The sequence below is a fragment of the Paenibacillus sp. FSL R10-2796 genome, assembly GCF_037965315.1.
GTDB lineage: Bacteria > Bacillota > Bacilli > Paenibacillales > Paenibacillaceae > Paenibacillus_AQ > Paenibacillus_AQ odorifer.
In genome coordinates, this window is the sequence record NZ_CP150178.1 from 1,040,427 (window position 1) to 1,067,391 (window position 26,965).

The following is a 26,965-nucleotide window of genomic DNA, read 5'->3' on the forward strand; positions in this document are numbered from 1 at the left end:
CATATCTCACTTGGAACAATTCCGATTACCCAAAATAGCAATGCCCCAGCTGCCGCTGCCGCAGGCTGTACAAGAAGTACTTGCCGAAGCAGAGGAGAAGCTGGCACATCGCCCGAAGCTGTTGCAGCTGTTCAAGAACTGTTTTCCGAATACGCTGGAGACGACGACTAAACTGCTGGATGACGGAACCACCTTTGTGATTACCGGCGATATTCCGGCCTCCTGGCTGCGTGATTCAGTGGAGCAGGTAATTCAATACGTGCCTCTGGCCAAAAACGATCCCGATCTCCAGCGCATTATCGGCGGTCTTATCAAACGCCATATTCAGTATATTCATATCGATCCTTACGCCAATGCATTTAATGAGTCGGCCAATGACTGGCACTGGAACACTACGGATGTGACCGAGATGTCGCCATGGGTGTGGGAGCGTAAATTTGAGATTGATTCGTTATGTTTTGTTGTGCGCCTCGCTTATACCTACTGGAAAGAGACGGGCCTGACTGATTTCTTCGACGCTGGGTTCAAGTCGGCCATGCGCCAGATTTTCGATTTGTTCAAAAGAGAACAGCGGCATTTCGAGCAGTCTCCGTACCGGTTCAGCCGCAATAACGGCATTCCGGAAGATTCTCTGCGCAATAGCGGTCTCGGCATGCCGGTGAACTATACCGGAATGATCTGGTCGGGCTTCCGGTCCAGCGATGATGCCTGTGATTTCCACTACAACATTCCTGGCAATATGTTCGCTGTTGTCGCGCTGCGCCAGATGCAGGAATTCGCGGAGTGGGTCTTCCGCGATCTAGACTTCCTGGCTGAACTTAAAGAGCTGGAATTTGAAGTAGACCATGGCATTAAGCTCTACGGCATTTATCGCCATCCGGAGTTTGGTCCGATTTATGCTTATGAGACCGACGGCTTCGGCAATTACTGCCTGATGGACGATGCGGGAACGCCCGGACTGATCTCCATTCCGTATCTGGGTTACGCTTCGGCGGATGATCCCATCTACCAGAACACCAGACGTTTCGCATTGAGCAAAGAAAATCCGTTCTATTATGAAGGCACAGCTGCCAAAGGGATCGGCAGCCCGCACACTCCGGAGAACTATATCTGGCATATGGCGTTGTCCATGCAGGGCATTACGGCTCAGACTGCCGAAGAGAAGCTGGAACTGATTGCGATGCTGGAAAGTACGGATGCCGGAACCGGATATATGCATGAAGGCTTCCATGTGGATGATCCTAGTGTATTTACCCGCAGCTGGTTTGCATGGTCGAACAGCTTGTTCTCGCAGCTTGTCTATCGGGCGATGAAGGAAGGTATTCTGTGAGCGGGGGCCGTATCATCCTGTTCGCGGACCCGTCTTTTCCCGGGTATACCGCAGCGGGCGGACTGACAGCGGAACAGGCACAGTCTATAGGAATACATCATACTGACCCTCCTGTTCATGCAGCACAGCTGGCCGAAACGCTGGACAGCGCCAAGGCCGGGGACTGCTTCGTTAGCTTCCATGCTCCGTACTTCCCGAAGGAGGCTTGGCCTTCCATCGTCGCCTATTTGAGCAGAGGCGGCAGCTTGATCAGCATTGGCGGTGCCCCGTTTAAGCATCCAGTCCGCCTAGTCGCTGAAGAGTGGCGGATCGAAGCTGAGCAGACTGCCTATCACCGCCAGCTGCATATCCATGAAGCGCTGCAGGTGAGCAGCGCAGATCGCATACAGCAGCATGTCGCGCTTAGAGACATTCCGCTCTTCGTAGGCGATGAGCAGCTGCTGGCCCTGTCGGATACCTGGAACCTGGTGCCGCATGTCACTAAAAGCAGTGACCTGCCGGAGCAGATGGGTTCCAGTGGACCCATGGACACGCGGATCTATCCGCTGCTTAAGGGCATTACCGCCGCCGGAAGGGAAGTTTCAGCTCCAGCTGTGCTGTGGGAGCATATCGGCGGGCCTTTTGCCGGTGGCCGCTGGATCTTTATCGGCCAACCGCTTACGCCTGATTTCTGGAATCAAGGCGGAACGGAAGCATTAACCCGCTGGGCAACCTTTGCCGCTCGGGGAGTAACAGAGCTGTGGCTGAAGCCTAACTATGCTTCTTATGAAGAAGGCGAGCGGCCGCTGCTGTTTTTGCAGGGTCAGCGGCTAAGCCGTAGCCAATCTTCACCGACATCAGCGCAGTGGACCCTGAACATCACTCTGAGCAAAGACGGGGAGTCTATCCCATGTTTCACTCACGAGTGCAAGCTTGAGGTCAGTCGCGATCTGAACTTCCTACGTGTACCGCTTGCTATAGAAATTCAACCTGGCCTGTATCATCTTTCTTGCCATGCTGTATCGGAAGAAGGCGAAGTGCGGATGTTGCGTCAAGGCTTTTGGGGATATGACGTGGGCCTGTTATCGCAGGGGGAACCGATTAAGGCTGGAAGAGATTATTTTATCAAAGACGGTCAGCCTTTACCTGTTGTCGGCATGACTTATATGACCTCTGACGTAGCGCGGAAGTTTCTATTCCTGCCAAATGCTGATGTCTGGGATCGGGATATGGCACAGATGCGGAAGGCAGGCATCAACTGGATTCGTACCGGTATCTGGACAGCCTACCGCAATATTATGCAGGTAGACGGTCATGCCTCGGAAGAAGTGCTGCGGGCGATTGATGCTTTTCTACTGACTGCGAAGCGGCATGAGCTGCAGGTTACCTTTACGTTCTTCTCCTTTACGCCCGAGACTTGGGAAGGGACGAATCCTTATCTCGATCCGCGCAGTGTAGAAGCGCAAAAACGGTTCATCCGCTCGATCGTTGCACGGCATCGCACGACAACCCATGTCGATTGGGATTTGATCAATGAACCGTCAATGTTCGATCCGCCGCGGATTTTCTCGGACGGACCGAGCTCGGCGCGTGATAAATATGAACGCGCTGCTTTCTCTGCTTGGCTGGAAGAACGCCATGGTGATATAACTTCGCTGCAAGAGCGCTGGAATATGACGCCGCTGGAATTGCCGGATTTTGCGGCTGCACAACCTCCTGAGCAAGAAGAGATTAACTTTAGTGTGCAGGATATTCATTCCGGGAAGCGCGGCACACGTTGGCTCGACTACTGCCTGTTCTCCATGGACATGCACAACGTATGGGCAAGGGAGCTTAGCGGGACTATCAAGGAACTCTGCCCAGATCATTTAGTGACCGTAGGGCAGGATGAGGCTTTAGGTGCCCAACGGCCATCGCCGTTCTTTTATGAGCGCGAAGTCGATTACACCACTGTTCACAGCTGGTGGTTGAATGACAATCTGCTCTGGGATGGAATTTTTGCCAAAACCCATCACAAACCGAACCTCATTCAGGAGACCGGCATCATGTACGTAGAGACGCCAGACGGACGGGCTAAACGCAGTGAGGAAGAATTGCGGGCCATGCTGGAGCGCAAATATGCCTATGCGTTTGCTTCTGGAGGTGCCGGGGCTGTGCAATGGATCTGGAACACGAACTTTTATATGGATAATGCCAATGAATCACAGATCGGTGCGCTGCGGGCCGATGGGACTGAGAAGCCGGAAGCGGATGTGTCTTATGATTTTGGGCGGTTCATCGGCGAAGCCGGGGGATTATTTGACGGGCGGAAGCTGGAAGAGATTGCCGTGGTTTTCCCTTACTCTAATGACTTCTCTAACCGGAAGCTCGCCTATGATGCGACTACCCGCCTGACGCGGATCTTATCTTATCAGCTTCATTTGCCTTTCCGCGCCGTATCGGAATACGATCTGGCTCCGCTGGAGGCAGAGCCGGCTAAGTTGATTCTCCTGCCGAGTGTGCACAATCTGGATAATGACGCCCTTCAGCAATTGCTGGACATAGTGGAGCGTACAGGTGCCGTTCTGCTCATTACTGGAGCATTGGGGGTTGATGCGTATTGGCAGCCTTCGGATCGTATGGACGCAATAGTAGGAGCCCGTAAACTTGGCAACATGCGCCGTGAGGAGCAGCTTCTATTGAACGGACGCAAGTTTGCGGTGTCCTATGGACAGAAGCGAATCGCGGAGCTAGTCAAAGAAACGCCAGCAAATGCAGATGTTGATTCGTCTAGCTCAGGTGGTGTGGGTGATCACCTCATCGAACGCCAGCTTGGCACAGGTCGCCTGATCTGGTGCCCGCTACCTTTAGAACTGAATGACCGCGACGAGCCGATCGCCGCGCTCTACCAATATGCTGCACAAGCCGCAGGTATCGAAACCGGGCTGGAATGGATCAGCGGTGGAGACCTGCCAGGTGTGTACGGGCGAAAGCTTGCTTTTGCAGAAGGTTCATTGTATATCTTCGTATCTGAATACGCCTGGGATGCCGAACTTGAAATAAAAGATCCTGCAACTGGAGCTCATTACTCATTTTTACTGGAGAAAGAACGTTCGGTGTTGTTTGCAGCTGATTCAGCGGGCAAGCTGGTAGCTGTCTACAGACCTGAAGAGGTTAACATTACGCTTAATAAATGCTGAAGAACTGAGGTGTACACACAGATGACCCACACAACAACCAAAACAGCCCATATCGTGTCCCATACTCACTGGGACCGTGAATGGTATTTGCCCTATGAGAAACACCACGTCCGTCTGGTTCAGCTGGTGGATGCACTGCTTGCCAAGCTGGACGGAGATTCCGCCTTCCGCAGTTTTTACCTCGATGGGCAAACCATTATTCTGGAGGATTATCTTCAGGTTCGGCCAGAGAACAAAGAGAAGCTGGAGAAGTATATCCGGGATGGGCGAATCTTGATTGGACCTTGGTACATTTTGCAGGATGCATTCCTGACGAGCGGCGAGGCAAATGTGCGGAATATGCAGATCGGCCATCAGGATGCCGAGAAATACGGTGAGCCTTCCAAAATCGGTTATTTTCCTGATACCTTTGGATTGGTCGGACAGACTCCGCAGCTGATGTTGCAGTCAGGGATTACGAATGCTTTTTTTGGACGCGGGGTGAAGCCTACGGGATTTAACAACACTGTATCGGATGCAGGTTATGAGTCCTCTTTCTCCGAGCTGATCTGGGAAGGGCCGGATGGATCCAAAATTCTCGGTATCCTATTTGCCAACTGGTATTCTAACGGCAATGAAGTTCCTGTTGAGGAAGGTGCGGCTCGGGAATTCTGGGACCGTAAGCTTGCTGATGCAGAGAAGTATGCTTCAACGGGGGAGTTATTGTTCATGAACGGGTGCGACCACCAGCCTCTGCAATTGGATTTGCCGGAAGCTATCCGCACCGCCGAAAAGCTATACCCTGAAGTGAAGTTCGTGCATTCAAATTTCCCGGACTATCTGCAAGCCTTGGATCAGCAATTATCCTCGGGTCAGCAGGAGCTCTCCACCGTTACAGGGGAACTGCGCAGCCAGCGTACAGACGGATGGGGCACCTTAGTGAACACAGCCTCAGCCCGGGTTTATTTGAAGCAGATGAACCAGCTGGGCCAGACTCTTTTGGAAAAAGTAGCCGAGCCGCTGGCCTCCATCGCCCGCCTGTCCGGACAGGACTACCCGCACCATCTATTCACCTATGCCTGGAAGACGCTGATGCAGAACCATCCGCATGACAGTATCTGTGGTTGTAGTGTGGATGAAGTGCATCGTGAGATGGTAACTCGTTTTGATAAAAGCCGGCATGTTGCTGAGAGCATCATAGATGACAGTGCTAAGTTTATCGCAGATCAAGTGGAGACTTCTGGCTTTTCCGCATACGGGGAAGATGCAGTTCCTTTTATAGTGATGAATACCACGGGGTGGAAGCGTACGGGAACGGTAACTATAGAGCTGGATGCTGAACGGTTATATCTGCGCGAGGGTTATCCTTTGGATGAGACCGCCCGCAGAATGCTGGCTGTTGATTTGTCCGGCAGGATTCTCGTCGATCACACAGGGGAGGAATTAGCGTCTACAGTGGAAGATCTGGGTTTAAGCTTTGGTTATGATCTGCCTGATGACCAATTCCGCCAGCCGTATATGTGCCGCAAGGTGAGACTTACTTTTGAAGCACGCAATGTGCCTGCACTTGGGCTCTGTACTTACGCTTGGGTACAATCAACTACGGAATCCACTCAGGAAAGCTCTTTAATAGAAGGAGAGCGCAGCTTGGAGAATGCATCTCTCAAGGTAGTTGTTGCTGAGGATGGTTCATTTACGTTATTGGATAAGCATAGCGGTACCACTTATCGTGAGTTGGGGATTTACGAGAATACCGGAGATGTAGGCAATGAATACATGTACAAGCAGCCAGAAGGTGAACAAGCGCTGACGACCAAAGGCCAGCCTGCAGTTATTAAGGAGATTGAAGACTCTCCCTTCCGTGCGGCCATTGAGATCCGAATAGATTGGGAGATTCCGGCTTCGGCGGATGACACCTTGGAGGCGGAACAGCGTGCACTTGTGTATTATCCTGAGCGTAAAGCGCAGCGGAGTGTAAATACGGTGGTTTTGAAGCTTCGTACCGTCGTATCGCTGGAGCGGGAAGGCAAAGGTGTGCATATTGAATCCACAATTAATAACCAAGCCAAGGATCACCGGATACGAATGTTGTTCCCGACCGATCTGTCTACCGATGTGCATCGTGTGGATTCTATGTTTGAAGTGGCTACCCGAGATAATAATCCAGCACCAGAATGGGCAAATCCGAGCAACACTCAACATCAGCAATCCTTTGTGGATGTCAGCAATGGCGATGTAGGACTTACGGTAGCCAATCAGGGATTGAACGAATATGAGGTTCTGCGGGATGGACGCAATACTATTGCCGTCACCTTGCTACGCAGCGTAGGGGAATTGGGGGATTGGGGCTGGTTCCCAACACCGGAAGCTCAGTGCCTGGGCGAATACACAGCACAACTGGAGCTGATTCCTCATTCTGGTGAGGGAAGTGAACAACGGGCATTTACAGAGGCCTATCAATTCCAGACTCCTTGGACGGTATGTCAGACCGGCCTGCATAGCGGGAAGTTGAACTCTGGATATACCCCATTGGTTTGGGAGGGAGACAACATGGCCTTCTCATCCATGAAAATGAACGGAGCTTCCGGCGACTTGTTTTTGCGTTGGTACAATATGTCCGCTCAGCAGACAGAGTTGCAACTGAAAGTGAACAGTCCTCAAGAGTATTTATTTAAAAGCAATATCTTAGAGCAGCCTAACCCTGCTTTACAAGGAGCAACGTCTTCGGTTCACCACTTAGAGGTCGGACCATCTGAGATTGTAACTGTAGGTGCGAAATTAAGCTTCTAAGTAAAAAGATGTCCCGGGGCTTCCCTGCCGGGGCATCTTTTGATTTACTTTCTTCTATAAGACTTGTGCCAATCTTGAATGGCCTCTTGGCGGGAGGGGAATCTCATCTGGATCCAATTGTTTGTTTCCCATTCATGAATCGCCTGCTGTTTAGTTTGGTAAAAGCTGTAGTCGCAAATGTTCCAGCTGTTATACAGTTTCTGATACCATTTCCCTTTAGGGATGTCGCCAGGGTAACGGCGGACGGCTTTATTGGCTTGTTTTTTAGCCCATGATGAACCATCTTTCTGTTGGTCGCTGCACACGGGTTGCTTTTTCACACTTCTGCTCATTGATTCTCCAACCTCCTTTTAGAGGGAAGCTAGAGATCATGCAAGGTCTTTATATGAATCACCTCTTTGCCAAAAAATAATGGAATTGATACCTATGTATGAAGGGGCTCTGATGTTAAATAGATAGACGCGGAAAAGGGGAATACGGTTGCGATACAATTGCGGAGAAGTATGTGTTTAGTTTTTTTAAAATAAAGCTTGCAATGGATCTCTATACATGATATATTCTAAGTCCGGCCAAGAAGTACACATGCCGAGCTCGAAAAAGAAGTTAAAAAAAGAGCTTGACATTAAATAGCCGAACATGATATAGTATAAGAGTTGCTGCTGAGACATTAAATGGCACCAACGAGAACTTGATCTTTGAAAACTGAACAACGAGTGAGTAGGAAATCACGCAAGTGAAATCCAAATTAGAGAATTAATTTTCTCGTCAGATGTTTCAAAATGAGCATATCGCTCTTTTCAATACTAATTGGAGAGTTTGATCCTGGCTCAGGACGAACGCTGGCGGCGTGCCTAATACATGCAAGTCGAGCGGAGTTATTTTGAAAGCTTGCTTTCAAAATAACTTAGCGGCGGACGGGTGAGTAACACGTAGGCAACCTGCCCTTCAGACTGGGATAACTACCGGAAACGGTAGCTAATACCGGATAATTTCTTTTTTCTCCTGAGAGAAGAATGAAAGACGGAGCAATCTGTCACTGAGGGATGGGCCTGCGGCGCATTAGCTAGTTGGTGGGGTAACGGCCCACCAAGGCGACGATGCGTAGCCGACCTGAGAGGGTGAACGGCCACACTGGGACTGAGACACGGCCCAGACTCCTACGGGAGGCAGCAGTAGGGAATCTTCCGCAATGGGCGAAAGCCTGACGGAGCAACGCCGCGTGAGTGATGAAGGTTTTCGGATCGTAAAGCTCTGTTGCCAGGGAAGAACGTCCGGTAGAGTAACTGTTACCGGAGTGACGGTACCTGAGAAGAAAGCCCCGGCTAACTACGTGCCAGCAGCCGCGGTAATACGTAGGGGGCAAGCGTTGTCCGGAATTATTGGGCGTAAAGCGCGCGCAGGCGGCTATTTAAGTCTGGTGTTTAAACCTTGGGCTCAACCTGAGGTCGCACTGGAAACTGGGTGGCTTGAGTACAGAAGAGGAAAGTGGAATTCCACGTGTAGCGGTGAAATGCGTAGATATGTGGAGGAACACCAGTGGCGAAGGCGACTTTCTGGGCTGTAACTGACGCTGAGGCGCGAAAGCGTGGGGAGCAAACAGGATTAGATACCCTGGTAGTCCACGCCGTAAACGATGAGTGCTAGGTGTTAGGGGTTTCGATACCCTTGGTGCCGAAGTTAACACAGTAAGCACTCCGCCTGGGGAGTACGGTCGCAAGACTGAAACTCAAAGGAATTGACGGGGACCCGCACAAGCAGTGGAGTATGTGGTTTAATTCGAAGCAACGCGAAGAACCTTACCAGGTCTTGACATCCCTCTGAATCTGCTAGAGATAGTGGCGGCCTTCGGGACAGAGGAGACAGGTGGTGCATGGTTGTCGTCAGCTCGTGTCGTGAGATGTTGGGTTAAGTCCCGCAACGAGCGCAACCCTTAACTTTAGTTGCCAGCAAGTAATGTTGGGCACTCTAGAGTGACTGCCGGTGACAAACCGGAGGAAGGTGGGGATGACGTCAAATCATCATGCCCCTTATGACCTGGGCTACACACGTACTACAATGGCCGGTACAACGGGAAGCGAAGCCGCGAGGTGGAGCCAATCCCATCAAAGCCGGTCTCAGTTCGGATTGCAGGCTGCAACTCGCCTGCATGAAGTCGGAATTGCTAGTAATCGCGGATCAGCATGCCGCGGTGAATACGTTCCCGGGTCTTGTACACACCGCCCGTCACACCACGAGAGTTTACAACACCCGAAGTCGGTGGGGTAACCCGCAAGGGAGCCAGCCGCCGAAGGTGGGGTAGATGATTGGGGTGAAGTCGTAACAAGGTAGCCGTATCGGAAGGTGCGGCTGGATCACCTCCTTTCTATGGAGAATCGTTCTCTGCAATGAGGACATTCAAATCGGAAGCTCAGCTTCCAAAACTCAGGTTTAGGCCTGTTACTCACTCGTTGCTCAGTTTTGAGAGTTTAAGCTCTCAAGTAAGACTTGATCCTTGAAAACTGGATACCGAAACGAATTTGCGTTTTAGAACATCTTTTAGCAACTTGTGTAAACAAGTAAATGTTATTAGTGAGATGATTCCAAAGAGAATGTCATCGTATGATATTTTCCTGCGGAAAAATCAAGGTTAAGCTAATAAGAGCACACGGAGGATGCCTAGGCGCCAGGAGCCGACGAAGGACGTGGCGAACAACGAAACTGCCTCGGGGAGCTGTAAGCAAGCTTTGATCCGGGGGTGTCCGAATGGGGAAACCCAGCTGTGGTAATTCGCAGTTACTCATTTCTGAATACATAGGAAATGTGTAGAGGCAGACCAGGGGAACTGAAACATCTAAGTACCCTGAGGAAGAGAAAACAATAGTGATTCCGTCAGTAGCGGCGAGCGAACGCGGAACAGCCTAAACCTAAGAGCTTGCTCTTAGGGGTTGTGGGACGTCTCACATGGAGTTACAAAGGAATATGGTAGGTGAAGAGGTCTGGAAAGGCCCGCGATAGAGGTAAAAGCCCTGTAACCTAAACTGTATTCTCTCCGAGACGGATCCCGAGTAGTGCGGGGCACGTGAAACCCCGTATGAATCCAGCAGGACCATCTGCTAAGGCTAAATACTACCTGGCGACCGATAGTGAAACAGTACCGTGAGGGAAAGGTGAAAAGCACCCCGGAAGGGGAGTGAAATAGAACCTGAAACCGTGTGCTTACAAAAAGTCAGAGCCCTATTAATGGGTGATGGCGTGCCTTTTGTAGAATGAACCGGCGAGTTACGTTTAACATGCAAGGTTAAGCCGAGAAGGTGGAGCCGCAGCGAAAGCGAGTCTGAATAGGGCGATTTAGTATGTGGACGTAGACCCGAAACCGTGTGATCTACCCCTGTCCAGGGTGAAGGTGCGGTAACACGCACTGGAGGCCCGAACCCACGTACGTTGAAAAGTGCGGGGATGAGGTGGGGGTAGCGGAGAAATTCCAATCGAACTCGGAGATAGCTGGTTCTCCCCGAAATAGCTTTAGGGCTAGCCTCGGTATAAGAGTAGTGGAGGTAGAGCACTGATTGGGTGCGGGGTCCGCAAGGATTACCAAGCTCAGTCAAACTCCGAATGCCATATACTTATTGCCGGGAGTCAGACAGTGAGTGCTAAGATCCATTGTCAAAAGGGAAACAGCCCAGACCATCAGCTAAGGTCCCCAAGTGTGTGTTAAGTGGGAAAGGATGTGGAGTTGCACAGACAACCAGGATGTTGGCTTAGAAGCAGCCACCATTGAAAGAGTGCGTAATAGCTCACTGGTCGAGTGACTCTGCGCCGAAAATGTAACGGGGCTAAACACACCACCGAAGCTATGGCTAGATACTATGTATCTGGGGTAGGGGAGCGTTGTGTAGGGGTTGAAGGTGTACTGAAAAGAGCGCTGGACACTACACAAGTGAGAATGCCGGTATGAGTAACGAAAAGATCAGTGAGAATCTGATCCGCCGAAAGCCCAAGGTTTCCTGAGGAAGGCTCGTCCGCTCAGGGTAAGTCGGGACCTAAGGCGAGGCCGAAAGGCGTAGTCGAAGGACAACAGTTTGAAATTACTGTACCACCGTAATCCGCTATGAGCGATGGGGTGACGCAGGAGGGTAGTGACGCGGACTGATGGATGTCCGTCTAAGCAGTGAGGCTGATGTGTAGGCAAATCCGCACATCATTAAGGCTGGGCTGTGATGGGGAGCGAAAATTATAGTAGCGAAGGTCATGATCTCACACTGCCAAGAAAAGCCTCTAGCCAGGAGAAGGTGCCCGTACCGCAAACCGACACAGGTAGGCGAGAAGAGAATTCTAAGGCGCGCGGAAGAACTCTCGTTAAGGAACTCGGCAAAATGACCCCGTAACTTCGGGAGAAGGGGTGCCCCGGTAGTGTGAATAGCACGAGGGGGCCGCAGTGAAAAGGCCCAAGCGACTGTTTAGCAAAAACACAGGTCTGTGCGAAGCCGCAAGGCGAAGTATACGGGCTGACGCCTGCCCGGTGCTGGAAGGTTAAGGGGAGTGGTTAGGGGTAACCCAAGCTATGAACCGAAGCCCCAGTAAACGGCGGCCGTAACTATAACGGTCCTAAGGTAGCGAAATTCCTTGTCAGGTAAATTCTGACCCGCACGAATGGCGTAACGACTTGGGCGCTGTCTCAACGAGAGATCCGGTGAAATTTTAATACCTGTGAAGATGCAGGTTACCCGCGACAAGACGGAAAGACCCCATGGAGCTTTACTGCAGCTTGATATTGAATTTGGGTACGATCTGTACAGGATAGGTGGGAGCCGTAGAAATCGGAGCGCAAGCTTCGGTCGAGGCGCCGTTGGGATACCACCCTGATCGTATCTAGGTTCTAACCTAGTACCCTTACCGGGTACGGGGACCGTGTCAGGCGGGCAGTTTGACTGGGGCGGTCGCCTCCTAAAGAGTAACGGAGGCGTTCCAAGGTTCCCTCAGAATGGTTGGAAATCATTCGCAGAGTGCAAAGGCATAAGGGAGCTTGACTGCGAGACCTACAAGTCGAGCAGGGACGAAAGTCGGACTTAGTGATCCGGTGGTACCGCATGGAAGGGCCATCGCTCAACGGATAAAAGCTACCCTGGGGATAACAGGCTTATCTCCCCCAAGAGTCCACATCGACGGGGAGGTTTGGCACCTCGATGTCGGCTCATCGCATCCTGGGGCTGAAGTAGGTCCCAAGGGTTGGGCTGTTCGCCCATTAAAGCGGTACGCGAGCTGGGTTCAGAACGTCGTGAGACAGTTCGGTCCCTATCTGTCGTGGGCGCAGGAAATTTGAGAGGAGCTGTCCTTAGTACGAGAGGACCGGGATGGACGTACCGCTGGTGCACCAGTTGTTCCGCCAGGAGCATGGCTGGGTAGCTACGTACGGACGGGATAAGCGCTGAAAGCATCTAAGCGTGAAGCCCCCTCAAGATGAGATTTCCCAATTAGTAAGACCCCTTGAAGACGACGAGGTAGATAGGTTGGAGGTGGAAGTGCAGCAATGCATGGAGCTGACCAATACTAATCGGTCGAGGGCTTATCCTATACTTAGAATGCAAATTCGTTTCGGATTCAGTTTTCAGGCATCAAGCCTGAGCATTTACGCTGTAAATGCCCGTTTGGTGGCGATAGCGGAGGGGTTCCACACGTACCCATCCCGAACACGACCGTTAAGCCCTCCAGCGCCGATGGTACTTGGACCGAAGGGTCCTGGGAGAGTAGGACGCCGCCAAGCGGACAACCACATTACCCGTGGTATTTTTTTTGCCCTTAATATTAATATGTCTTAGAAGGGCCTTTAGCTCAGCTGGTTAGAGCGCACCCCTGATAAGGGTGAGGTCGGTGGTTCGAGTCCACTAAGGCCCACCATATTCCCTGATAGCTCAGTTGGTAGAGCACTCGACTGTTAATCGAGTTGTCACAGGTTCGAGTCCTGTTCGGGGAGCCATTTATGGAGAGGTGTCCGAGTTTGGCCGAAGGAGCACGATTGGAAATCGTGTAGGCGCCACAAGCGTCTCGAGGGTTCGAATCCCTCTCTCTCCGCCATAAAAATTATTAGCATGGCCCGTTGGTCAAGGGGTTAAGACACCTCCCTTTCACGGAGGTAACATGGGTTCGAATCCCATACGGGTCATATCATGGAGGCTTAGCTCAGCTGGGAGAGCATCTGCCTTACAAGCAGAGGGTCGGGGGTTCGATCCCCTCAGCCTCCACCATATTATTTTCACTGACGCGGGGTGGAGCAGCCCGGTAGCTCGTCGGGCTCATAACCCGAAGGTCGCAGGTTCAAGTCCTGCCCCCGCAACCAATTTACTCTTATACATTATGTTTAGGGATAAGCTGGTATGGTGAAAATGAATAGTATATACTAATTAATGACGCGGGGTGGAGCAGCCCGGTAGCTCGTCGGGCTCATAACCCGAAGGCCGCAGGTTCAAATCCTGCCCCCGCAACCAATTTACACTTATGCATTATGTCTATGGAACCGTGGTGTAGTTGGCCTAACATGCCTGCCTGTCACGCAGGAGATCGCGGGTTCGAATCCCGTCGGTTCCGCCATTTAGTTAATTATTATTGGGGATTAGCCAAGCGGTAAGGCAACGGACTTTGACTCCGTCATGCATAGGTTCAAATCCTATATCCCCAGCCATTTATGAGAGCCATTAGCTCAGTTGGTAGAGCACCTGACTTTTAATCAGGGTGTCGAAGGTTCGAGTCCTTCATGGCTCACCATTTTCTTTAAAGTGTGCGCGTGTGGCGGAATTGGCAGACGCACCAGACTTAGGATCTGGCGTTTCACGACGTGGGGGTTCGAGTCCCTTCACGCGCACCATGTTTTTGCGGACGTGGCTCAGCGGTAGAGCATCGCCTTGCCAAGGCGAGGGTCGCGGGTTCGATTCCCGTCGTCCGCTCCATATAGATTTTGCGCCCTTAGCTCAGCTGGATAGAGCGTTTGACTACGAATCAAAAGGCCGGGAGTTCGAATCTCTCAGGGCGCGCCATTTTTATTACTAAGCAGTTATAGTATTGTTAACGGGATGTAGCTCAGCTTGGTAGAGCACCTGGTTTGGGACCAGGGGGTCGCATGTTCAAATCGTGTCATCCCGATTTTATACCTTTGCGGGTGTAGTTCAATGGTAGAACTTCAGCCTTCCAAGCTGATAGCGTGGGTTCGATTCCCATCACCCGCTTATAAAGAGAGACACCTGCCGGTATTAGGCGGGTGTTTTTTTGTATAGTTAAGCACGTATGGATACAATAGGAACTAGAGATTTTATTTGAGGAGGGGCCAATGTTTGAATTTGAAGCAAGGTTAGTCAGACCAGATACGAATGGGAGTTGGACATATCTTACGGTTCCTTTTGACGCTGAACAAATATATGAAACTAAATCAAGGATACAAGTTAAAGGAAGCCTGAATGACATTCCCTATAGAGGAACACTCATGCCGCATGGTAATGGGAAACATTTTATGGTCGTGAAAAAAGAACTGCGAGACTTAGCCCATGCTCAACCTGGAGATATAGTTCGGGTGACAATGGAACAAGATCATCAATTGCGAGAGATAGAAGCTCCAGAAGATTTTCTGGACGCACTAAGCAGCAATGAGCAGGCAGAGGTATATTATAACAGCTTGGCTTATTCCTATCGGAAGGAATATGTGAGCTGGATCGAAGGGGCGAAAAGACCGGAAACCAGAGCAGCAAGGATCCAGAAGTCAGTTAATAAGCTGGAAGAAGGTTTGAGGCTTAAATAATAGAACAGCGTCCTCCTCCTTAATATCTGGAAAGGGACGCTGCTGTAGTGGGTATATAAGGGATCGTCCTTATATAAGAACGCCTACTTCACCATTATTCACGAACTTAATGCTTTCGATCTTCACCTCTAGTTGACCTGAAGGAATCGCTAGCTGACAAGTACTGCCGAGCTCAGCCAGCAGCAGCTGCATGCCTATAGGTGACAACATAGAAATCTTGTTATCGTTAGGTTCTGCTTGGTTAGGAAATACGATGGTATAGATATCTGTAGTATTATCGTCCAAGTAACGAAGCTGCAGCTGACTTCCGATAAAGACCTGTGAATTTAAATCTTCACCATTGAACTCAGTTAGTAATTGTTCCAGCTCGGAGCAATAACGGGATAACAGCGTTTCAGCGTTGCTTCTATCCTTGCTCCGTACCGGAAAGTACTGATTTAGAAATGCGATTTTTTCCTCATCAAAATAGATAAGCTGCTGAAGCAGCTGTGTCCGTGAGCCTTCATAGATAAGACTATGGTTCATAGTAGATTTCACCCCCTCTAAGTAGCACATTCCTTGTAAACCTGTTATGGTGTGTTGCCATCTTAAAATCCCTCCTATACAAATAGAGGTCCCCCAATGGAGACCTTCTGATCAGTATACCAGCTTCTATTTGTAAATCCAATCCATTTTAAAAGGGGAATTAAAACCTTCTAAATATTGTAATGAAAACCTTTGACTATTACATACTTGGGTGCTATGATAGGCTGATGCATAGGCATTTCGTAGAAAACTGCGAAATGCCTATACTGTATTTTGAAGATATTTTTACATTAATTGTTACCTGGGGAGTGATACGCCATGTACATTTCGTTGAGTTCACATATAGATTCCAGAACTATAAAATAACTACTTAATTTATTAAAGGAGGAGATCAGGATGATTCAAGTTAAAGAGTTTGTAGATGCTGACAATTCTTATGCAGAGAATAAAGCTAATGAGTTCCTGGCAGGACTACGGGAGGAACAGATTGTGAATATCTGTTACGGTTCGGTAGTTAAATCATCACGTGATGGGGCAGAGCACCAAAGAACCACTATACTGGTCGTGTATAAGACAAATGAAAGGCAATAACTGGAACACGTTTTTTTCATGTCTATCCATTGTCTCCACGCTGGGCGTTGTGATTGTCATCATTTATTATGTTTTCAGCTAATTAGCAAAAAGAGGACCTTTCCCATCTACGGGCAAAGGTCCTCTTTAGTTTATAAGTGCATTTACAATCTTACATTCCGTCTGGTACAGATAAACCCAAACCGGATGCGATACGCTGTCCCAAGTCTGGATCAGCTTTAAAGAAATGCTCAATCTGGAGACGTTTGATATCGTTACTTTCAACAGGAGTCATAGCGCCAACGATATTTTGAACTAGACGGGTACGTTCTTCTTCAGACATTAGACGGTACAAGTCACCTGGTTGTGTATAGTGATCGTCACTATTGTAGGAGACACTATCCGCATAACCAGAGACTTCGAACGGCGATGTTTTATGCTGCGGTGATTCTTTAGGTCCTCCTAAGCTGTTAGGCTCGTAATAGGCACCGGAACCGCCATTGTTGCCCAAGGCCATACCACCATCACGTTGATAGTTCTTCACTTCTACTTTTGGACGGTTGATAGGTAAACTGTTATGGTTGGGACCAACCCGGTGACGGTGTGCATCACCATAAGCGAACAGACGGCCTTGTAGCAATTTATCCGGCGAAGCTTCAATACCAGGAACGAAAGAGCCGGGGGAGAATGTAACTTGTTCTACTTCAGCGAAGTAGTTCTCCGGATTGCGATCCAATACCATACGGCCAACCTCGATTAACGGATAATCTTTTTGCGACCAGACCTTTGTTACATCAAATGGATCAAAACGGTAAGTCTTCGCATCCTCGATTGGCATAATTTGCACGTAGAGCTTCCAAGCAGGGAAATCTCCTTTATCAATAGCATTAAACAAGTCCTCTGTATGATAATCCGGGTTTTCCCCAGCGATTTTGGCAGCAAGGTCTGCATCTAGATTCTTAATGCCTTGTTCTGTTTTGAAATGGTATTTCACCCAGACTGCATTGCCCTCGGCATTTACCCACTTGAAGGTATGGCTACCGAACCCATGCATATGTCTCAGCGTAGCTGGAATTCCGCGATCCGACATCAAAATCGTTACCTGATGCAGAGATTCAGGCGATAAAGACCAGAAGTCCCATACAGCATTCGGGTTCTTCAGATGTGTCTGTGGATCACGTTTCTGTGTATGAATAAAGTCCGGGAATTTAATCGCATCACGAACGAAGAATACAGGCGTATTGTTACCTACGAGATCATAGTTTCCTTCTTCAGTATAGAACTTCACGGCAAATCCACGAGGGTCGCGTACGGTATCAGCAGAACCTAATTCACCAGCTACAGTAGAAAAACGAATGAACAACGGTGTACGTTTGCCTACTTCAGACAAAAAGTTAGCTTTTGTGTATTGGGTTAGATCCTTTGTAACTTCAAAATACCCGTGAGCGCCAGCACCTTTAGCATGAACGACACGTTCAGGAACACGTTCTCTGTTAAAGTGGGCTAATTTCTCAAGCAAATGGACATCTTGCAGTAAAGTGGGACCGCGGTCACCGGCTGTCATTGAATTCTGATTGTCGCCTACTGGAGCACCCCAGCTGGTTGTAAGATTATTATTATTGGAGCTCATTAATAGAATCACCTCATGAGATTTGATTTTAGATTTAGTATAAGTTCTATATTAATGTTTTTTAGAGAAATTGCAACACTTTTTAAATAATTGACTCATTACAATATGTGGTAATCGTCAATACATCGTTGGCACATTCAGATATATATGATAGACAAAGTGATTAATTACTTAGCAGAATTAAAAAAGAAACAGCGCATCCCTACCATCACTGAAGGGGTGCGCTGCATTTTTTGATATAGAAGATATTCGGTTCTTGTACTTAGGCTTTAATGTACATTCTGTTGTAATATTCATCTAACATTCTTTTGGTGGCAAACTCCGTACGGGTGGTTTCGATACTCTTTTTCATCATTTGTACCCACTGTTCACGATTCTCGTAAAAGGTTGGGAGCACACGTTTCAATAAGGTGTTGTACAGTGCATCACTATCATGCTTATCCAGCACCTCAAAGTCTGTAGTTTCGAAGCCGTCTCCAATCTGCCAGCCATTCTCGCCATCGATACAGGCTTCCGGCCACCAGCCATCCAGAATAGAACAGTTCAATACACCGTTCATAGCTGCTTTCATCCCGGAGGTGCCGCTGGCTTCCAATGGTCTGCGTGGATTGTTGAGCCAAATATCAGCACCGCGCGTCAGCTGGGCGCCAATCGTCATATCGTAATTCTCGAGGAACACAACACTCTTTGGATACTTTTTCATCATCGCTACTAGGTTACTGACGATTTTTTTACCGTTATCATCGAGTGGGTGCGCTTTGCCGGAGAATACAATTTGTATCTTTCCAGACTCCAGATAAGGTTCGATAATTTCTGGCTGTGAGAAGATCAGGTCGCTTCGTTTATATGGAGCTGCTCTGCGTGAGAAGCCGATGAGTAAATTGTCAGCATTTAAGCTAATGCCGGAACGTTCTTTGATGAACTGGATCAGTTCGCCCTTGATCTCTTTATGCACTGCCCATAAGTCTCCATCCTGTTCGTAGGCTTGCGTCATTCTATCATCTACCCAGGTAGGAGTATGGATGGCATTAGTAATGCCTATAATTTCTGATCTTCCGGCTACTTCCTTCCACATTTTATTAGCCGTATCGGCGTGTAGCTGGGCTACTGCGTTGGAAATACGTGATAGTCTTAGACCTGCAACCGTCATATTAAATGGCTCGCCGCCGATCCGCTCCATCTGGTCACGGGTTAAGCCGTTGAACGCACTCATATACTCAAGTCGGTCGAGAGGATGGGTTTCGTTGCCTTCTTTGATTGGTGTGTGGGTAGTGAATACGACTTCTTCGCGAGTGGCTTTCCACGCTTCTTCGAAGGTGTGGCCTCCGGACATTTTTTCACGGATTAGCTCGATAGCCGCTAGAGCCGCATGACCCTCATTGAAGTGATAGACATCAATAGGGATTTGCAACGCACGCATAGCTTTGACTCCACCAATCCCAAGCACGATCTCTTGTGCGATCCGTTCTTCGCCGAACCAGCCGTACAATTGGCCTGTGATCCAGGCATCATTATTCTCGGGAATATCCGTATCCAGTAAATACAATGTGCTGTTGCCAAAATAATCAGTTTTCCATACTTTGCATACCACATCGGTTTTTCGGACTTTAACAGTTACCTTAACCCCTGTATCTTCAAGAAACTCATAAACATAATTGTGATAGGAGTCGTACGGATTGCCATTGGCATCAATCTTTTGGTCCGTGTAACCTTGTTTCCACTTCAGCCCAATAGGGATAATAGGGGCGTTGATATCTTTTGCACCCTTGATGTAGTCTCCGGCAAGAATGCCCAGACCTCCGGCATACATTTTGAAATCGGAATGCAGCCCGTACTCCATACTAAAATAAGCGACTGACGGTAATTTTTGTTCGTTCACTTGATAAGCCTCCTAATCACGGATTAGATTAAATTGCAGTGAAGCTGCGGGCATTATCTTAGGTGCAAACGTTTGCTCAAAATAGTGCAGGCAATCATTGTGGAAGCGATTGCACCACTATTCTAGCACACTCGATGAATAAAAGCATAACGTCAATTTGGTGAAAACAACCATTTTGAATCCAATTGAGCGGAATTGATTGATAAAGTGGACAGAAGCCCCTAAGATAAAGAGATTGAAGAAATAATTAATGGTGGTGTCTAAGTTGGATATAGTTGTGATTGGAAGCTTGAATATGGATATGGTGGTACGTACAAACCGGTCACCAAATGCAGGAGAAACCCTGATTGGACAAGCCTTTGCTCTATCTCCTGGCGGAAAAGGGGCAAATCAGGCCGTTGCCGCAGCACGTCTGGGTGCAGAGGTTAGTATGATCGGAAGAGTTGGAAAAGATACCTTTGGTAGCGAAATGCTGGAGATTATCAGGAATGAAGGCATTCATATAGAGCATATTTCTGTAAGTGAACATGAGGCAACAGGAGTCGCCTCAATCGTTATTGAAGAAGATGGAGAAAATCGGATTATCGTGGTACCTGGAGCGAATATTGAGCTTACGGTAGAGGATATTCAGGCATTGGAGGCTGTGATTAGCCAGGCTAAGATCATTGTGCTGCAGCTTGAAATGGATCTGGCGATGAGTGAGCAGGCGATCGCGATTGCCCATCGTAAGGGGATTCCGGTCATCCTTAATCCTGCACCAGCTAGAGTGCTAAAGGATGAGATGCTGGCTCAGGTATCTTACCTGACACCTAATGAGACGGAAGCCGGGATTTTGTCCGGAATGACTGTGGATAGCGCAGAGACTGCTGAGCAGGCAGCCCGTATTTTGCTGCAAAAAGGAGTACAGAACGTAATTGTAACCTTGGGTTCAAAAGGTGCCCTGATTGTGAATGCTGAAGGTGCCAAGGCTGTTCCAGGCTTTCCGGTAAAGGCGGTAGATACAGTTGCTGCCGGTGACTCATTTAATGGCGCATTAGCCCAGCAGCTGGTCTTAGGGAAGACCTTGGAGGAAGCCGTGAGCTTCGCTAATGCTGTAGGTGCATTGGCTGTAGGGAAAGAAGGGGCGATCCCTTCATTGCCGCAGTTGTCCGAGGTCGAGCAATTTCTAAAACGTAAATCGCTGTAGAATAGACAGTACAGGATATTCAAGATCTATACTAGATGAGATAGGATAAGGAGCTTAAATAATGAGCAGAACAGTAACCGTTAAAAATGTGATCATCGGCGAAGGAATCCCTAAGATATGTGTTCCGCTAATTGGAGCGACCTTGTCTGAGCTGAAGCAGGAAGCGGAAGCGCTGAAAGTACTGCAACCTGATTTGGTGGAGTGGCGGACGGATTTTTTTGCTGAAGTGGAAGACGTTGCAGCTGTAAAGAACGCACTAAGCGAAATCTGTTCTGTGATTCCAGATCTGCCGCTGATTTTTACTTTTCGGAGTGCAAAAGAAGGCGGAGAGAAGCAAGTCAGCACGGAATATTACACAGCACTGAATAAAGCTGCTGCCGAGAGCGGTCTAGTAGATATAATAGATGTTGAACTATTTAATGATGAGCAGGATGTAAAGCTACTGATCGAAGCTGCTCATGTTCATAACGTGTCTGTCATTATTTCAAATCATGATTTTCAGGGTACACCTCCTAAAGAGGAGATCATCTCACGGTTATGCAAGGCGCAGGAGCTTGGCGGGGATTTGCCCAAAATTGCCGTTATGCCCCAAGATGCAGGCGATGTGTTAACTTTGCTGGAAGCTACACATATCATGAAGGAAAAATATGCAGACCGTCCGATTATAACGATGTCTATGGCGGGAGCCGGGGTGATCAGCCGTTTGGCAGGTGAAGTTTTTGGTTCAGCGCTTACCTTCGGAGCTGCACATAAACCTTCTGCACCTGGCCAGGTAGCTGTCGCTGAGCTTCGGAATACATTGTCGCTGCTGCACCGCAGTCTGTGATTTCTGCTGATTGCTATTGCCTCAAAAAAAAGGCATCCGGAGTATCCGGATGCCTTTTTCTATTTTAAAATATTGTTCGTGCGCTTACGCATTTTTTCCCGTATATACATGTACGGCATCTCTTAGAAACGCAGCGAGTCCAGGGCGGCGTTTGTCATAGTATTCGGTAAAACGTTCATCATCAACATACAATTGTGCAACACCAGCATGAGCTTCTTTGGAATAGGAATTCCAGTAGAAGGAGAGCCACTCACGGTGTAGGTCTGCACTTTTTTGCGCTAATACACTGGCAGGGTCTCCATGCTCCATTGCTTGCAAGAGTGTTTCGAACATCTCTTCCTCAAGCTGTTGTATAGCGGCATATTGTTCTTCTGTCATTCCTTTAAGCTTTTGGTTGGATTGATTAATGGTGTCATCTCCGTATTTCTCCCTTATTTCTTGGCCATATTTCTTTTCGTTGTCATCTACCAGCTTTTGTTTAAAGCCTTCGAATTTTTCAGTATCACTCATGCTAATTCTCCCTTCTTTTTGAGCCAGCGTCTTTTCGACGTTAGCGATTAATAGATCTAATTGCTGTCTTTTTTCCAGTAGCTTGTCATGATGCTCCCGCAGCGCTTTGGCTCCGTCGAATGAGGGCTCTGTCATAATAGCCTTGATACGTTCCAGACTTAAGCCAAGCTCCCGATAAAATAAAATTTGCTGTAGTAGATCTACTTCGGTACGGCCATAGATACGATACCCCGAAGAGTTGATTCTCGCCGGCTTAAGAATGCCAAACTCATCGTAGTAGCGCAGGGTCCGTGTGCTGATTCCAGCTAACTCTGCGAGCTTCTGCACTGTGTATTCCGTAGTATCACCTCCTACAAATCAAATGTACACCTTTACGTAACGTGAAGGTCAAATGGTTTTTTTAGCATATCCAAAACAGCGGCAGCTACCCTCTGAATGATCATGGGGAAGTCTGCCGCTGCTATGAATAAGTCTATAATGTTGAGCTTTGCTGCTTGAATTTATTTATGGCCCATCTGTGCTGTGAAATAATTGTGCAATTCCTCCAGCTTACGAGGGTCCGCAAGGGTTGCTTTGTCTGAGAAGTAGTGTTCAACGACAAGGTCCCAGGTAGGTACAATTTTTTGTGAGGTCATAGCCTTTATGGCTACCTTAACTGTTTTGCGTTCTTTGGCATTGGAGAAGGTATCTACGTAATGCTGTGAACGCTCAAAATCCAGATCCTTAAACACGGCGCGGAAGATCTCTGACGTCATCCGTGCATCATCCAGCGCCCGGTGTGCAGATCCAGTAGGCTCAAGCTCAAACAATGCCATCGCGCTTTCCACGCTGACATCATTGCTAAGACCACGCGCACGAAGAACTCCTTTGAGCAAATCGAAATACGTAGCGGACATCCAGTAGGATTCGTCCATCTTGTGCATGCGCACATCCTGAATGATTCGCTTCATGTCTTCGCCACCCCAGGTAAGCAGCAGAACTCCGTCTGTACTTAGATCAAGCCACTCTCTAAAAGCAGTGATGACTTTGGGGAAGCGGGCGGCAATGTCGATTTCCTCTTGAGGGATACCCGTTTTTTTCTTAATAAAGGAATTCAGGGTGGAGAAATATATAGGTTTGATCAAGGAAGAAAATTCATCCTTATACTGCAGTGAAGAGTCTAACCGGACGGCTCCAATCTCAATGACCTCCATAGGGTGCTCGCTGGCAAACTTACGGCCGTTGAATTCGATGTCCAGAATAATATAATCCACAGGTACTTGCCTCCGTTTCCATGACTGACGCTGTAGTGCTTAATACGTCGACTTCTCTATTTTAACAAAAAAAGTGATGTAATGGGGAATATGGAGACAAGCTAATATTTGCACAAAAAAATGAACCAGCGTAACATCTGCGCACTGGTTCATTTAATCACTATTAAAATTTAATCCTATAAAAGATTAATGTCCTGAATCGGCAGCAGGTTCAGGCATATGAATCGGCTGTTCATTTATAACGGATCCGTCATCAAGACGAAGCCAGGTATTGAAGTCTTGAGTGCCTTTGACCAGTTCGATGACGCGTGCTCCCCGCATAAAGCCTTCTTTTCCATAAGTATTGTAGCCGGTAGCACGGCCATAAGAAAGACGTATGCCATACAGGTTACCGCTAAAATCGTTGATATGGTCATGTCCGCAGAAGGTGCCAAGCACATCACCCATTTCCAGCAAAGCTGAGAATAAGCCCGAGTTCACCTCAGGTGAGCATACACGCTCAAACTTATGCCCATGACAGACTTGTGTAGACCAGACATCCCGATATTCGGGAATTGGAATATGGAAGAAAGCCAAGGCAGGCAGCCTGTTCTCAGCAGTCTTCGGATTCAGCCGCGCAGATTCAGCCGTCAGCCAGTTGATCTGATTCCGCCCAATCCAATTGTAGCCCGGGATATCCTCATACTCGGAGTAGCCGCCAGAGTCCAGAAAATACAAAATAGCAGCCGAGTGGTCTTCCTGATCTTTAATTTCAAGAGTGTAATTGCCCGAGCCTTCCAGCTCTTCTGGACCGGCTTCGGTCAGGCAGTGGGGATGTTCCAGGGCAATTTGCATCAGTTCACTCTTTGAAATCAGAGTTTCTGTGTCATGGTTGCCAAATACAAAGGTCCAAGGGATGCCGGATCTCTCCACGGCAGCGACAGCCTCACGAAAAGCTTGTGCGGGGTGCTCGCATGCCTTGTTTCCCGGTGATACAGGACCCGTGTAAATAAGATCTCCCGTGAAAACCACAAGATCAGGTTGTTCCGCATCCAGAATGCGTTCCATCAGTGCCTCGGTAAGCTGATCCTCAGCTCTTCCATCCATCCAGTGCAGATCGGTAAATTGTACGATTTTAAAAGTGCCATCTTGCTGAAATGATAAACTGTGTCTCATTAGAATAATCTCCCTTACTATCGAATATTGAATAGCAAGCTGTGGAGGCGCCAACCCCTCATTGCGCCAAGAGGGCAATAAGGGCTGACGTCGTTAGAAGCATAGCTATACGCAGGTCAGCCGATCCAGATCCGCTGAGTGCAATGATCTCCAGAGTTTCTACCGATCATAATATCATATTCCCCAGGCTCGAAGACCAACTGATCGTCTTTTCCGTAGAACATTAACATTTCTCTGGTGATTTCGAAGGAAACCACCTGTTTCTCATGCGGTGCGAGTGTAATCTGCTGGAAGCCTTTCAGTTCCTTGACCGGGCGCACGACACTTGCGCTGACGTCGTGGATGTAGAGCTGAACGGTTTCCTTGCCGGCGATGTCCGAAGTATTCTCTACTTCAATGGAGGCAACCACCCGATCCGCAGCTTCAACATTGAAGCTGTTGTAAGCAAACTTGGAATAGCTCAGGCCATAACCAAAACAGAACAGCGGGTCATTCGGGCAGTCCAGATAACGGGTCACGTAACGCACATTAGGATACATAGGATCATAAGGACGTCCCGTTTGATAAGCATTGTAATAGACAGGAATTTGCCCAACCGAGTAGGGGAAGCTCATCGATAAACGTCCGGAAGGATTATAATCTCCGAACAGCACATCGGCCAGCGAATTTCCTGACTCTGTACCCAGAAACCAAGCCTGCAGCAGAGCGTCGCTGGCATCAAGAACGGGTTTCAGCTCCAGTGGTCTGCCGCTGAATACAATGGTGACGACCTTTTTTCCGGTATCCTTCAGACGCCAGATCAGCTTCTCCTGATTGGCTGATAGGCGGAGATTGGATTTGCTTCCGCCTTCCCCGGTATCCTGCTGGTTCTCACCGACAGCGGCGAGAATTACATCACAATCCTTCAGCGCCTGGTAGGCGTCTTCAATTTCATCCTCCACATCAAAAACACCCTCAAGCATGCTTCCCAGCTCACCAGTCATGGCCGTATAAATATTTTCGGCAGATGTTTTTTGCGAAAGGCCGGTGTAGAGTGATACAGCCGGATCTTTTTCTGTCCCGGCCCAACCGCCCAGCACATGAATGGAGGTGGCGAAAGGACCAGCCAGACCAATCTTCATGCCACGTTTAAGGGGCAAAGCATCATTGTCGTTTTTGAGCAGTACAACTGAGCTAGCTCCAAGCTCCCGTGCGGCCTGCAGATGCTCCGCGCTAGGTTTCGGAGCCTCATCCACCAGCGGATCTGCATCCTTAAATGGATTATCGAACAAGCCAAGCGCGTCCTTGAGCTCAAGCACCCGGATAACAGCTTCATCGATCAAGGCGATATCAAGCTTTCCTTCCTCGACCAGAGCAGCGCCGTGGTTTAGATAGTGAGTGGACATCATCTCAATATCCAGCCCAGCAGCCAGACTTTTTTCGGCTGCCTCACGGCCATCTATCGCGGCGCCATGGGGAATCAGCTCATTAACGGAATTGAAATCGGCGATGGTAACGCCGTTGAAGCCCCATTCTTCCCGTAAAATCCCGCGAAGAAGTTCGGAATTACCACTTGCCGGGATACGGTCAATGGTATTAAATGCGGCCATCACCATGGCCACACCAGCATCTACGGCAGCCTTATAGGCTGGCAGGTAGAACTCACGCAATACGCCGGAAGACATATCCACCGTGTTGTATTCCCGTCCGCCTTCGGGAGCACCGTAACCAGCGAAATGCTTCACACAGGCAGCGATGCGTCCTTTTTCTTTTAGGTCTTTGCCCTGATACCCCCGCACCATACTTTCGGTGACACGGGCATTCAGATAGGGATCCTCACCAGATGTCTCCATGACGCGTCCCCAGCGCGGGTCGCGTACGAGATCAGTCATGGGCGAGAAGGTGACGTGAATGCCGGCAGCCGCACTCTCCTTGGCGGCGATTTCAGCAAACCTTTCACAGGCTTCAAGGTCAAAGCTGCTGCCCATGGCCAGCGGAATCGGGAGGATGGTCCGGTAGCCGTGAATGACATCCGCCATGAAGAGCAGAGGAATCTTTTGTCGGCTGGTTTGCAAATGTCGGGTCTGTTGCTCGATTACATTCCGGGCTCCAATACCATTCAGAACACTTCCGATGCTCTCCATTACCTGCGGCTTAATATTCAGTTCCTTAAATGGACCAGTTAAATCCACGGTATCGTCCAAACCCCAATAGTGAGGACCTAGCTGGGTTAATTGGGCCAGCTTTTCGTCCAGGGTCATATCGTTCACAAGATCTTGGATAAACGTTTTAGTCATGGTTAACTCCTTCCTCGTGAGCGCATTGAAAGTTAGTTTGTTAAATAGATGTGTAGTTCCCCGCCGGGCAGCGTAAGCATGATTTTATTAGCAAAACTTACGTTAGATAGGCGACTAAGGATGGGAGTGAACCGTT

At 48.8% G+C, this 26,965-nt stretch carries 15 protein-coding genes, 15 tRNA genes and 3 rRNA genes; 25 read left to right on the top strand and 8 right to left on the bottom strand.

Annotated elements, in window-relative coordinates; all coding sequences use genetic code 11:
* Positions 1-10 precede the first annotated feature (10 nt).
* From NST58_RS04630 to NST58_RS04640, 3 genes are read left to right on the top strand one after another with little or no spacing between them, the layout of a single operon-like run.
* The gene (locus NST58_RS04630; RefSeq protein WP_076098666.1) at positions 11-1,330 is read left to right on the top strand and encodes a glycoside hydrolase family 125 protein; all 1,320 of its coding nucleotides are present in this window, start codon (positions 11-13) and stop codon (positions 1,328-1,330) included.
* Complete coding sequence (locus NST58_RS04635; RefSeq protein WP_339246510.1) at positions 1,270-4,488, top strand: alpha-amylase family protein; 3,219 nt, start codon at positions 1,270-1,272, stop codon at positions 4,486-4,488. The genes NST58_RS04630 and NST58_RS04635 overlap by 61 nt, the downstream gene beginning before the upstream one ends.
* A 21-nt stretch (positions 4,489-4,509) precedes the next feature.
* Positions 4,510-7,257: an alpha-mannosidase gene (locus NST58_RS04640; protein ID WP_339246513.1), complete on the top strand. Its 2,748-nt coding sequence runs from the start codon at positions 4,510-4,512 to the stop codon at positions 7,255-7,257.
* Between the two features lie 44 nt (positions 7,258-7,301).
* Here the strand turns inward: NST58_RS04640 and NST58_RS04645 are convergent, their stop codons facing one another.
* Positions 7,302-7,589 carry a hypothetical protein gene (locus tag NST58_RS04645; RefSeq protein ID WP_076302934.1) on the bottom strand — a complete coding sequence of 96 codons (288 nt, stop codon included), beginning with the start codon at positions 7,587-7,589 and terminating at the stop codon, positions 7,302-7,304.
* A gap of 472 nt (positions 7,590-8,061) precedes the next feature.
* Here NST58_RS04645 and NST58_RS04650 point away from each other — a divergent pair.
* From NST58_RS04650 to NST58_RS04740, 19 genes are all read left to right on the top strand, one after another.
* Positions 8,062-9,619: ribosomal RNA gene (locus tag NST58_RS04650) — 16S ribosomal RNA — on the top strand.
* A 262-nt stretch (positions 9,620-9,881) separates the two neighbouring features.
* A 23S ribosomal RNA gene (locus NST58_RS04655) occupies positions 9,882-12,807 on the top strand.
* Positions 12,808-12,880: 73 nt separating this feature from the next.
* Positions 12,881-12,997: ribosomal RNA gene (gene rrf, locus NST58_RS04660) — 5S ribosomal RNA — on the top strand.
* Together the 16S, 23S and 5S rRNA genes with 15 tRNA genes alongside form the textbook arrangement of a ribosomal RNA operon.
* A gap of 57 nt (positions 12,998-13,054) precedes the next feature.
* A tRNA-Ile gene (locus NST58_RS04665) sits at positions 13,055-13,131 on the top strand.
* 3 nt (positions 13,132-13,134) lie between these two features.
* A tRNA-Asn gene (locus NST58_RS04670) sits at positions 13,135-13,210 on the top strand.
* A gap of 5 nt (positions 13,211-13,215) precedes the next feature.
* A tRNA-Ser gene (locus tag NST58_RS04675) sits at positions 13,216-13,308 on the top strand.
* A 16-nt stretch (positions 13,309-13,324) separates the two neighbouring features.
* Positions 13,325-13,396 (top strand) — tRNA-Glu (locus NST58_RS04680).
* A gap of 6 nt (positions 13,397-13,402) precedes the next feature.
* Positions 13,403-13,478 (top strand) — tRNA-Val (locus NST58_RS04685).
* Positions 13,479-13,493: 15 nt separating this feature from the next.
* Positions 13,494-13,570 (top strand) — tRNA-Met (locus NST58_RS04690).
* Positions 13,571-13,641: 71 nt separating this feature from the next.
* Positions 13,642-13,718 (top strand) — tRNA-Met (locus NST58_RS04695).
* Positions 13,719-13,743: 25 nt separating this feature from the next.
* Positions 13,744-13,821 (top strand) — tRNA-Asp (locus tag NST58_RS04700).
* Positions 13,822-13,837: 16 nt separating this feature from the next.
* A tRNA-Gln gene (locus NST58_RS04705) sits at positions 13,838-13,912 on the top strand.
* 7 nt (positions 13,913-13,919) lie between these two features.
* Positions 13,920-13,995, top strand: a tRNA-Lys gene (locus tag NST58_RS04710).
* A 15-nt stretch (positions 13,996-14,010) separates the two neighbouring features.
* Positions 14,011-14,095 (top strand) — tRNA-Leu (locus tag NST58_RS04715).
* A 7-nt stretch (positions 14,096-14,102) separates the two neighbouring features.
* Positions 14,103-14,177, top strand: a tRNA-Gly gene (locus NST58_RS04720).
* A gap of 10 nt (positions 14,178-14,187) precedes the next feature.
* Positions 14,188-14,264, top strand: a tRNA-Arg gene (locus tag NST58_RS04725).
* A gap of 32 nt (positions 14,265-14,296) precedes the next feature.
* Positions 14,297-14,370, top strand: a tRNA-Pro gene (locus NST58_RS04730).
* Between the two features lie 12 nt (positions 14,371-14,382).
* Positions 14,383-14,453: transfer RNA gene (locus NST58_RS04735), tRNA-Gly, on the top strand.
* A gap of 101 nt (positions 14,454-14,554) precedes the next feature.
* A complete protein-coding gene (locus NST58_RS04740) occupies positions 14,555-15,019 on the top strand; it encodes a YdeI/OmpD-associated family protein (protein WP_076279888.1) in 465 nt (154 codons plus the stop codon).
* Positions 15,020-15,088: 69 nt separating this feature from the next.
* Here NST58_RS04740 and NST58_RS04745 read toward each other — a convergent pair whose 3' ends face one another.
* Positions 15,089-15,544: a GreA/GreB family elongation factor gene (locus tag NST58_RS04745; protein ID WP_036686880.1), complete on the bottom strand. Its 456-nt coding sequence runs from the start codon at positions 15,542-15,544 to the stop codon at positions 15,089-15,091.
* A gap of 396 nt (positions 15,545-15,940) precedes the next feature.
* On the opposite strand from NST58_RS04745, the gene NST58_RS04750 reads away from it, so the two are divergent.
* Positions 15,941-16,135, top strand: a complete 195-nt coding sequence (locus NST58_RS04750; RefSeq protein WP_036686883.1) for a sporulation protein Cse60 — start codon at positions 15,941-15,943, stop codon at positions 16,133-16,135.
* A 151-nt stretch (positions 16,136-16,286) separates the two neighbouring features.
* On the opposite strand, the gene katA is transcribed toward NST58_RS04750, so the two are convergent.
* Both katA and glgP read right to left on the bottom strand, forming a co-directional pair.
* Complete coding sequence (katA, locus tag NST58_RS04755; protein WP_076187446.1) at positions 16,287-17,744, bottom strand: catalase KatA; 1,458 nt, start codon at positions 17,742-17,744, stop codon at positions 16,287-16,289.
* A 262-nt stretch (positions 17,745-18,006) separates the two neighbouring features.
* Positions 18,007-19,623 (bottom strand): alpha-glucan family phosphorylase, encoded by a 1,617-nt coding sequence (glgP, locus tag NST58_RS04760; protein WP_076219778.1) that lies wholly within the window; start codon positions 19,621-19,623, stop codon positions 18,007-18,009.
* Positions 19,624-19,879: 256 nt separating this feature from the next.
* Between glgP and rbsK the strand changes: the two genes are divergently transcribed.
* Together rbsK and aroD are read left to right on the top strand one after the other, a co-directional pair.
* On the top strand, positions 19,880-20,809 hold the full coding sequence (rbsK, locus tag NST58_RS04765; RefSeq protein WP_218641460.1) for a ribokinase: 930 nt from the start codon (positions 19,880-19,882) through the stop codon (positions 20,807-20,809).
* A gap of 61 nt (positions 20,810-20,870) precedes the next feature.
* A complete protein-coding gene (aroD, locus tag NST58_RS04770) occupies positions 20,871-21,635 on the top strand; it encodes a type I 3-dehydroquinate dehydratase (RefSeq protein WP_076276801.1) in 765 nt (254 codons plus the stop codon).
* An 84-nt stretch (positions 21,636-21,719) separates the two neighbouring features.
* Here aroD and NST58_RS04775 read toward each other — a convergent pair whose 3' ends face one another.
* From NST58_RS04775 to bglX, 4 genes are all read right to left on the bottom strand, one after another.
* Positions 21,720-22,472 (bottom strand): MerR family transcriptional regulator, encoded by a 753-nt coding sequence (locus NST58_RS04775; RefSeq protein WP_076219776.1) that lies wholly within the window; start codon positions 22,470-22,472, stop codon positions 21,720-21,722.
* Positions 22,473-22,645: 173 nt separating this feature from the next.
* Positions 22,646-23,398 (bottom strand): 3'-5' exonuclease, encoded by a 753-nt coding sequence (locus NST58_RS04780; protein ID WP_036686897.1) that lies wholly within the window; start codon positions 23,396-23,398, stop codon positions 22,646-22,648.
* 186 nt (positions 23,399-23,584) lie between these two features.
* Positions 23,585-24,553: a metallophosphoesterase family protein gene (locus NST58_RS04785; RefSeq protein ID WP_076302802.1), complete on the bottom strand. Its 969-nt coding sequence runs from the start codon at positions 24,551-24,553 to the stop codon at positions 23,585-23,587.
* A 116-nt stretch (positions 24,554-24,669) separates the two neighbouring features.
* Positions 24,670-26,829 (bottom strand): beta-glucosidase BglX, encoded by a 2,160-nt coding sequence (gene bglX / locus NST58_RS04790; protein ID WP_339246519.1) that lies wholly within the window; start codon positions 26,827-26,829, stop codon positions 24,670-24,672.
* Positions 26,830-26,965 lie beyond the last annotated feature (136 nt).

Coding starts and splice junctions, on each gene's coding strand:
- NST58_RS04635 (WP_339246510.1), top strand. CDS start 1,270: ATGGTCGAACAGCTTGTTCTCGCAGCTTGTCTATCGGGCGATGAAGGA.
- NST58_RS04640 (WP_339246513.1), top strand. CDS start 4,510: ATGACCCACACAACAACCAAAACAGCCCATATCGTGTCCCATACTCAC.
- NST58_RS04645 (WP_076302934.1), bottom strand. CDS start 7,589: ATGAGCAGAAGTGTGAAAAAGCAACCCGTGTGCAGCGACCAACAGAAA.
- NST58_RS04740 (WP_076279888.1), top strand. CDS start 14,555: ATGTTTGAATTTGAAGCAAGGTTAGTCAGACCAGATACGAATGGGAGT.
- NST58_RS04745 (WP_036686880.1), bottom strand. CDS start 15,544: ATGAACCATAGTCTTATCTATGAAGGCTCACGGACACAGCTGCTTCAG.
- NST58_RS04750 (WP_036686883.1), top strand. CDS start 15,941: ATGATTCAAGTTAAAGAGTTTGTAGATGCTGACAATTCTTATGCAGAG.
- katA (WP_076187446.1), bottom strand. CDS start 17,744: ATGAGCTCCAATAATAATAATCTTACAACCAGCTGGGGTGCTCCAGTA.
- aroD (WP_076276801.1), top strand. CDS start 20,871: ATGAGCAGAACAGTAACCGTTAAAAATGTGATCATCGGCGAAGGAATC.
- NST58_RS04785 (WP_076302802.1), bottom strand. CDS start 24,553: ATGAGACACAGTTTATCATTTCAGCAAGATGGCACTTTTAAAATCGTA.
- bglX (WP_339246519.1), bottom strand. CDS start 26,829: ATGACTAAAACGTTTATCCAAGATCTTGTGAACGATATGACCCTGGAC.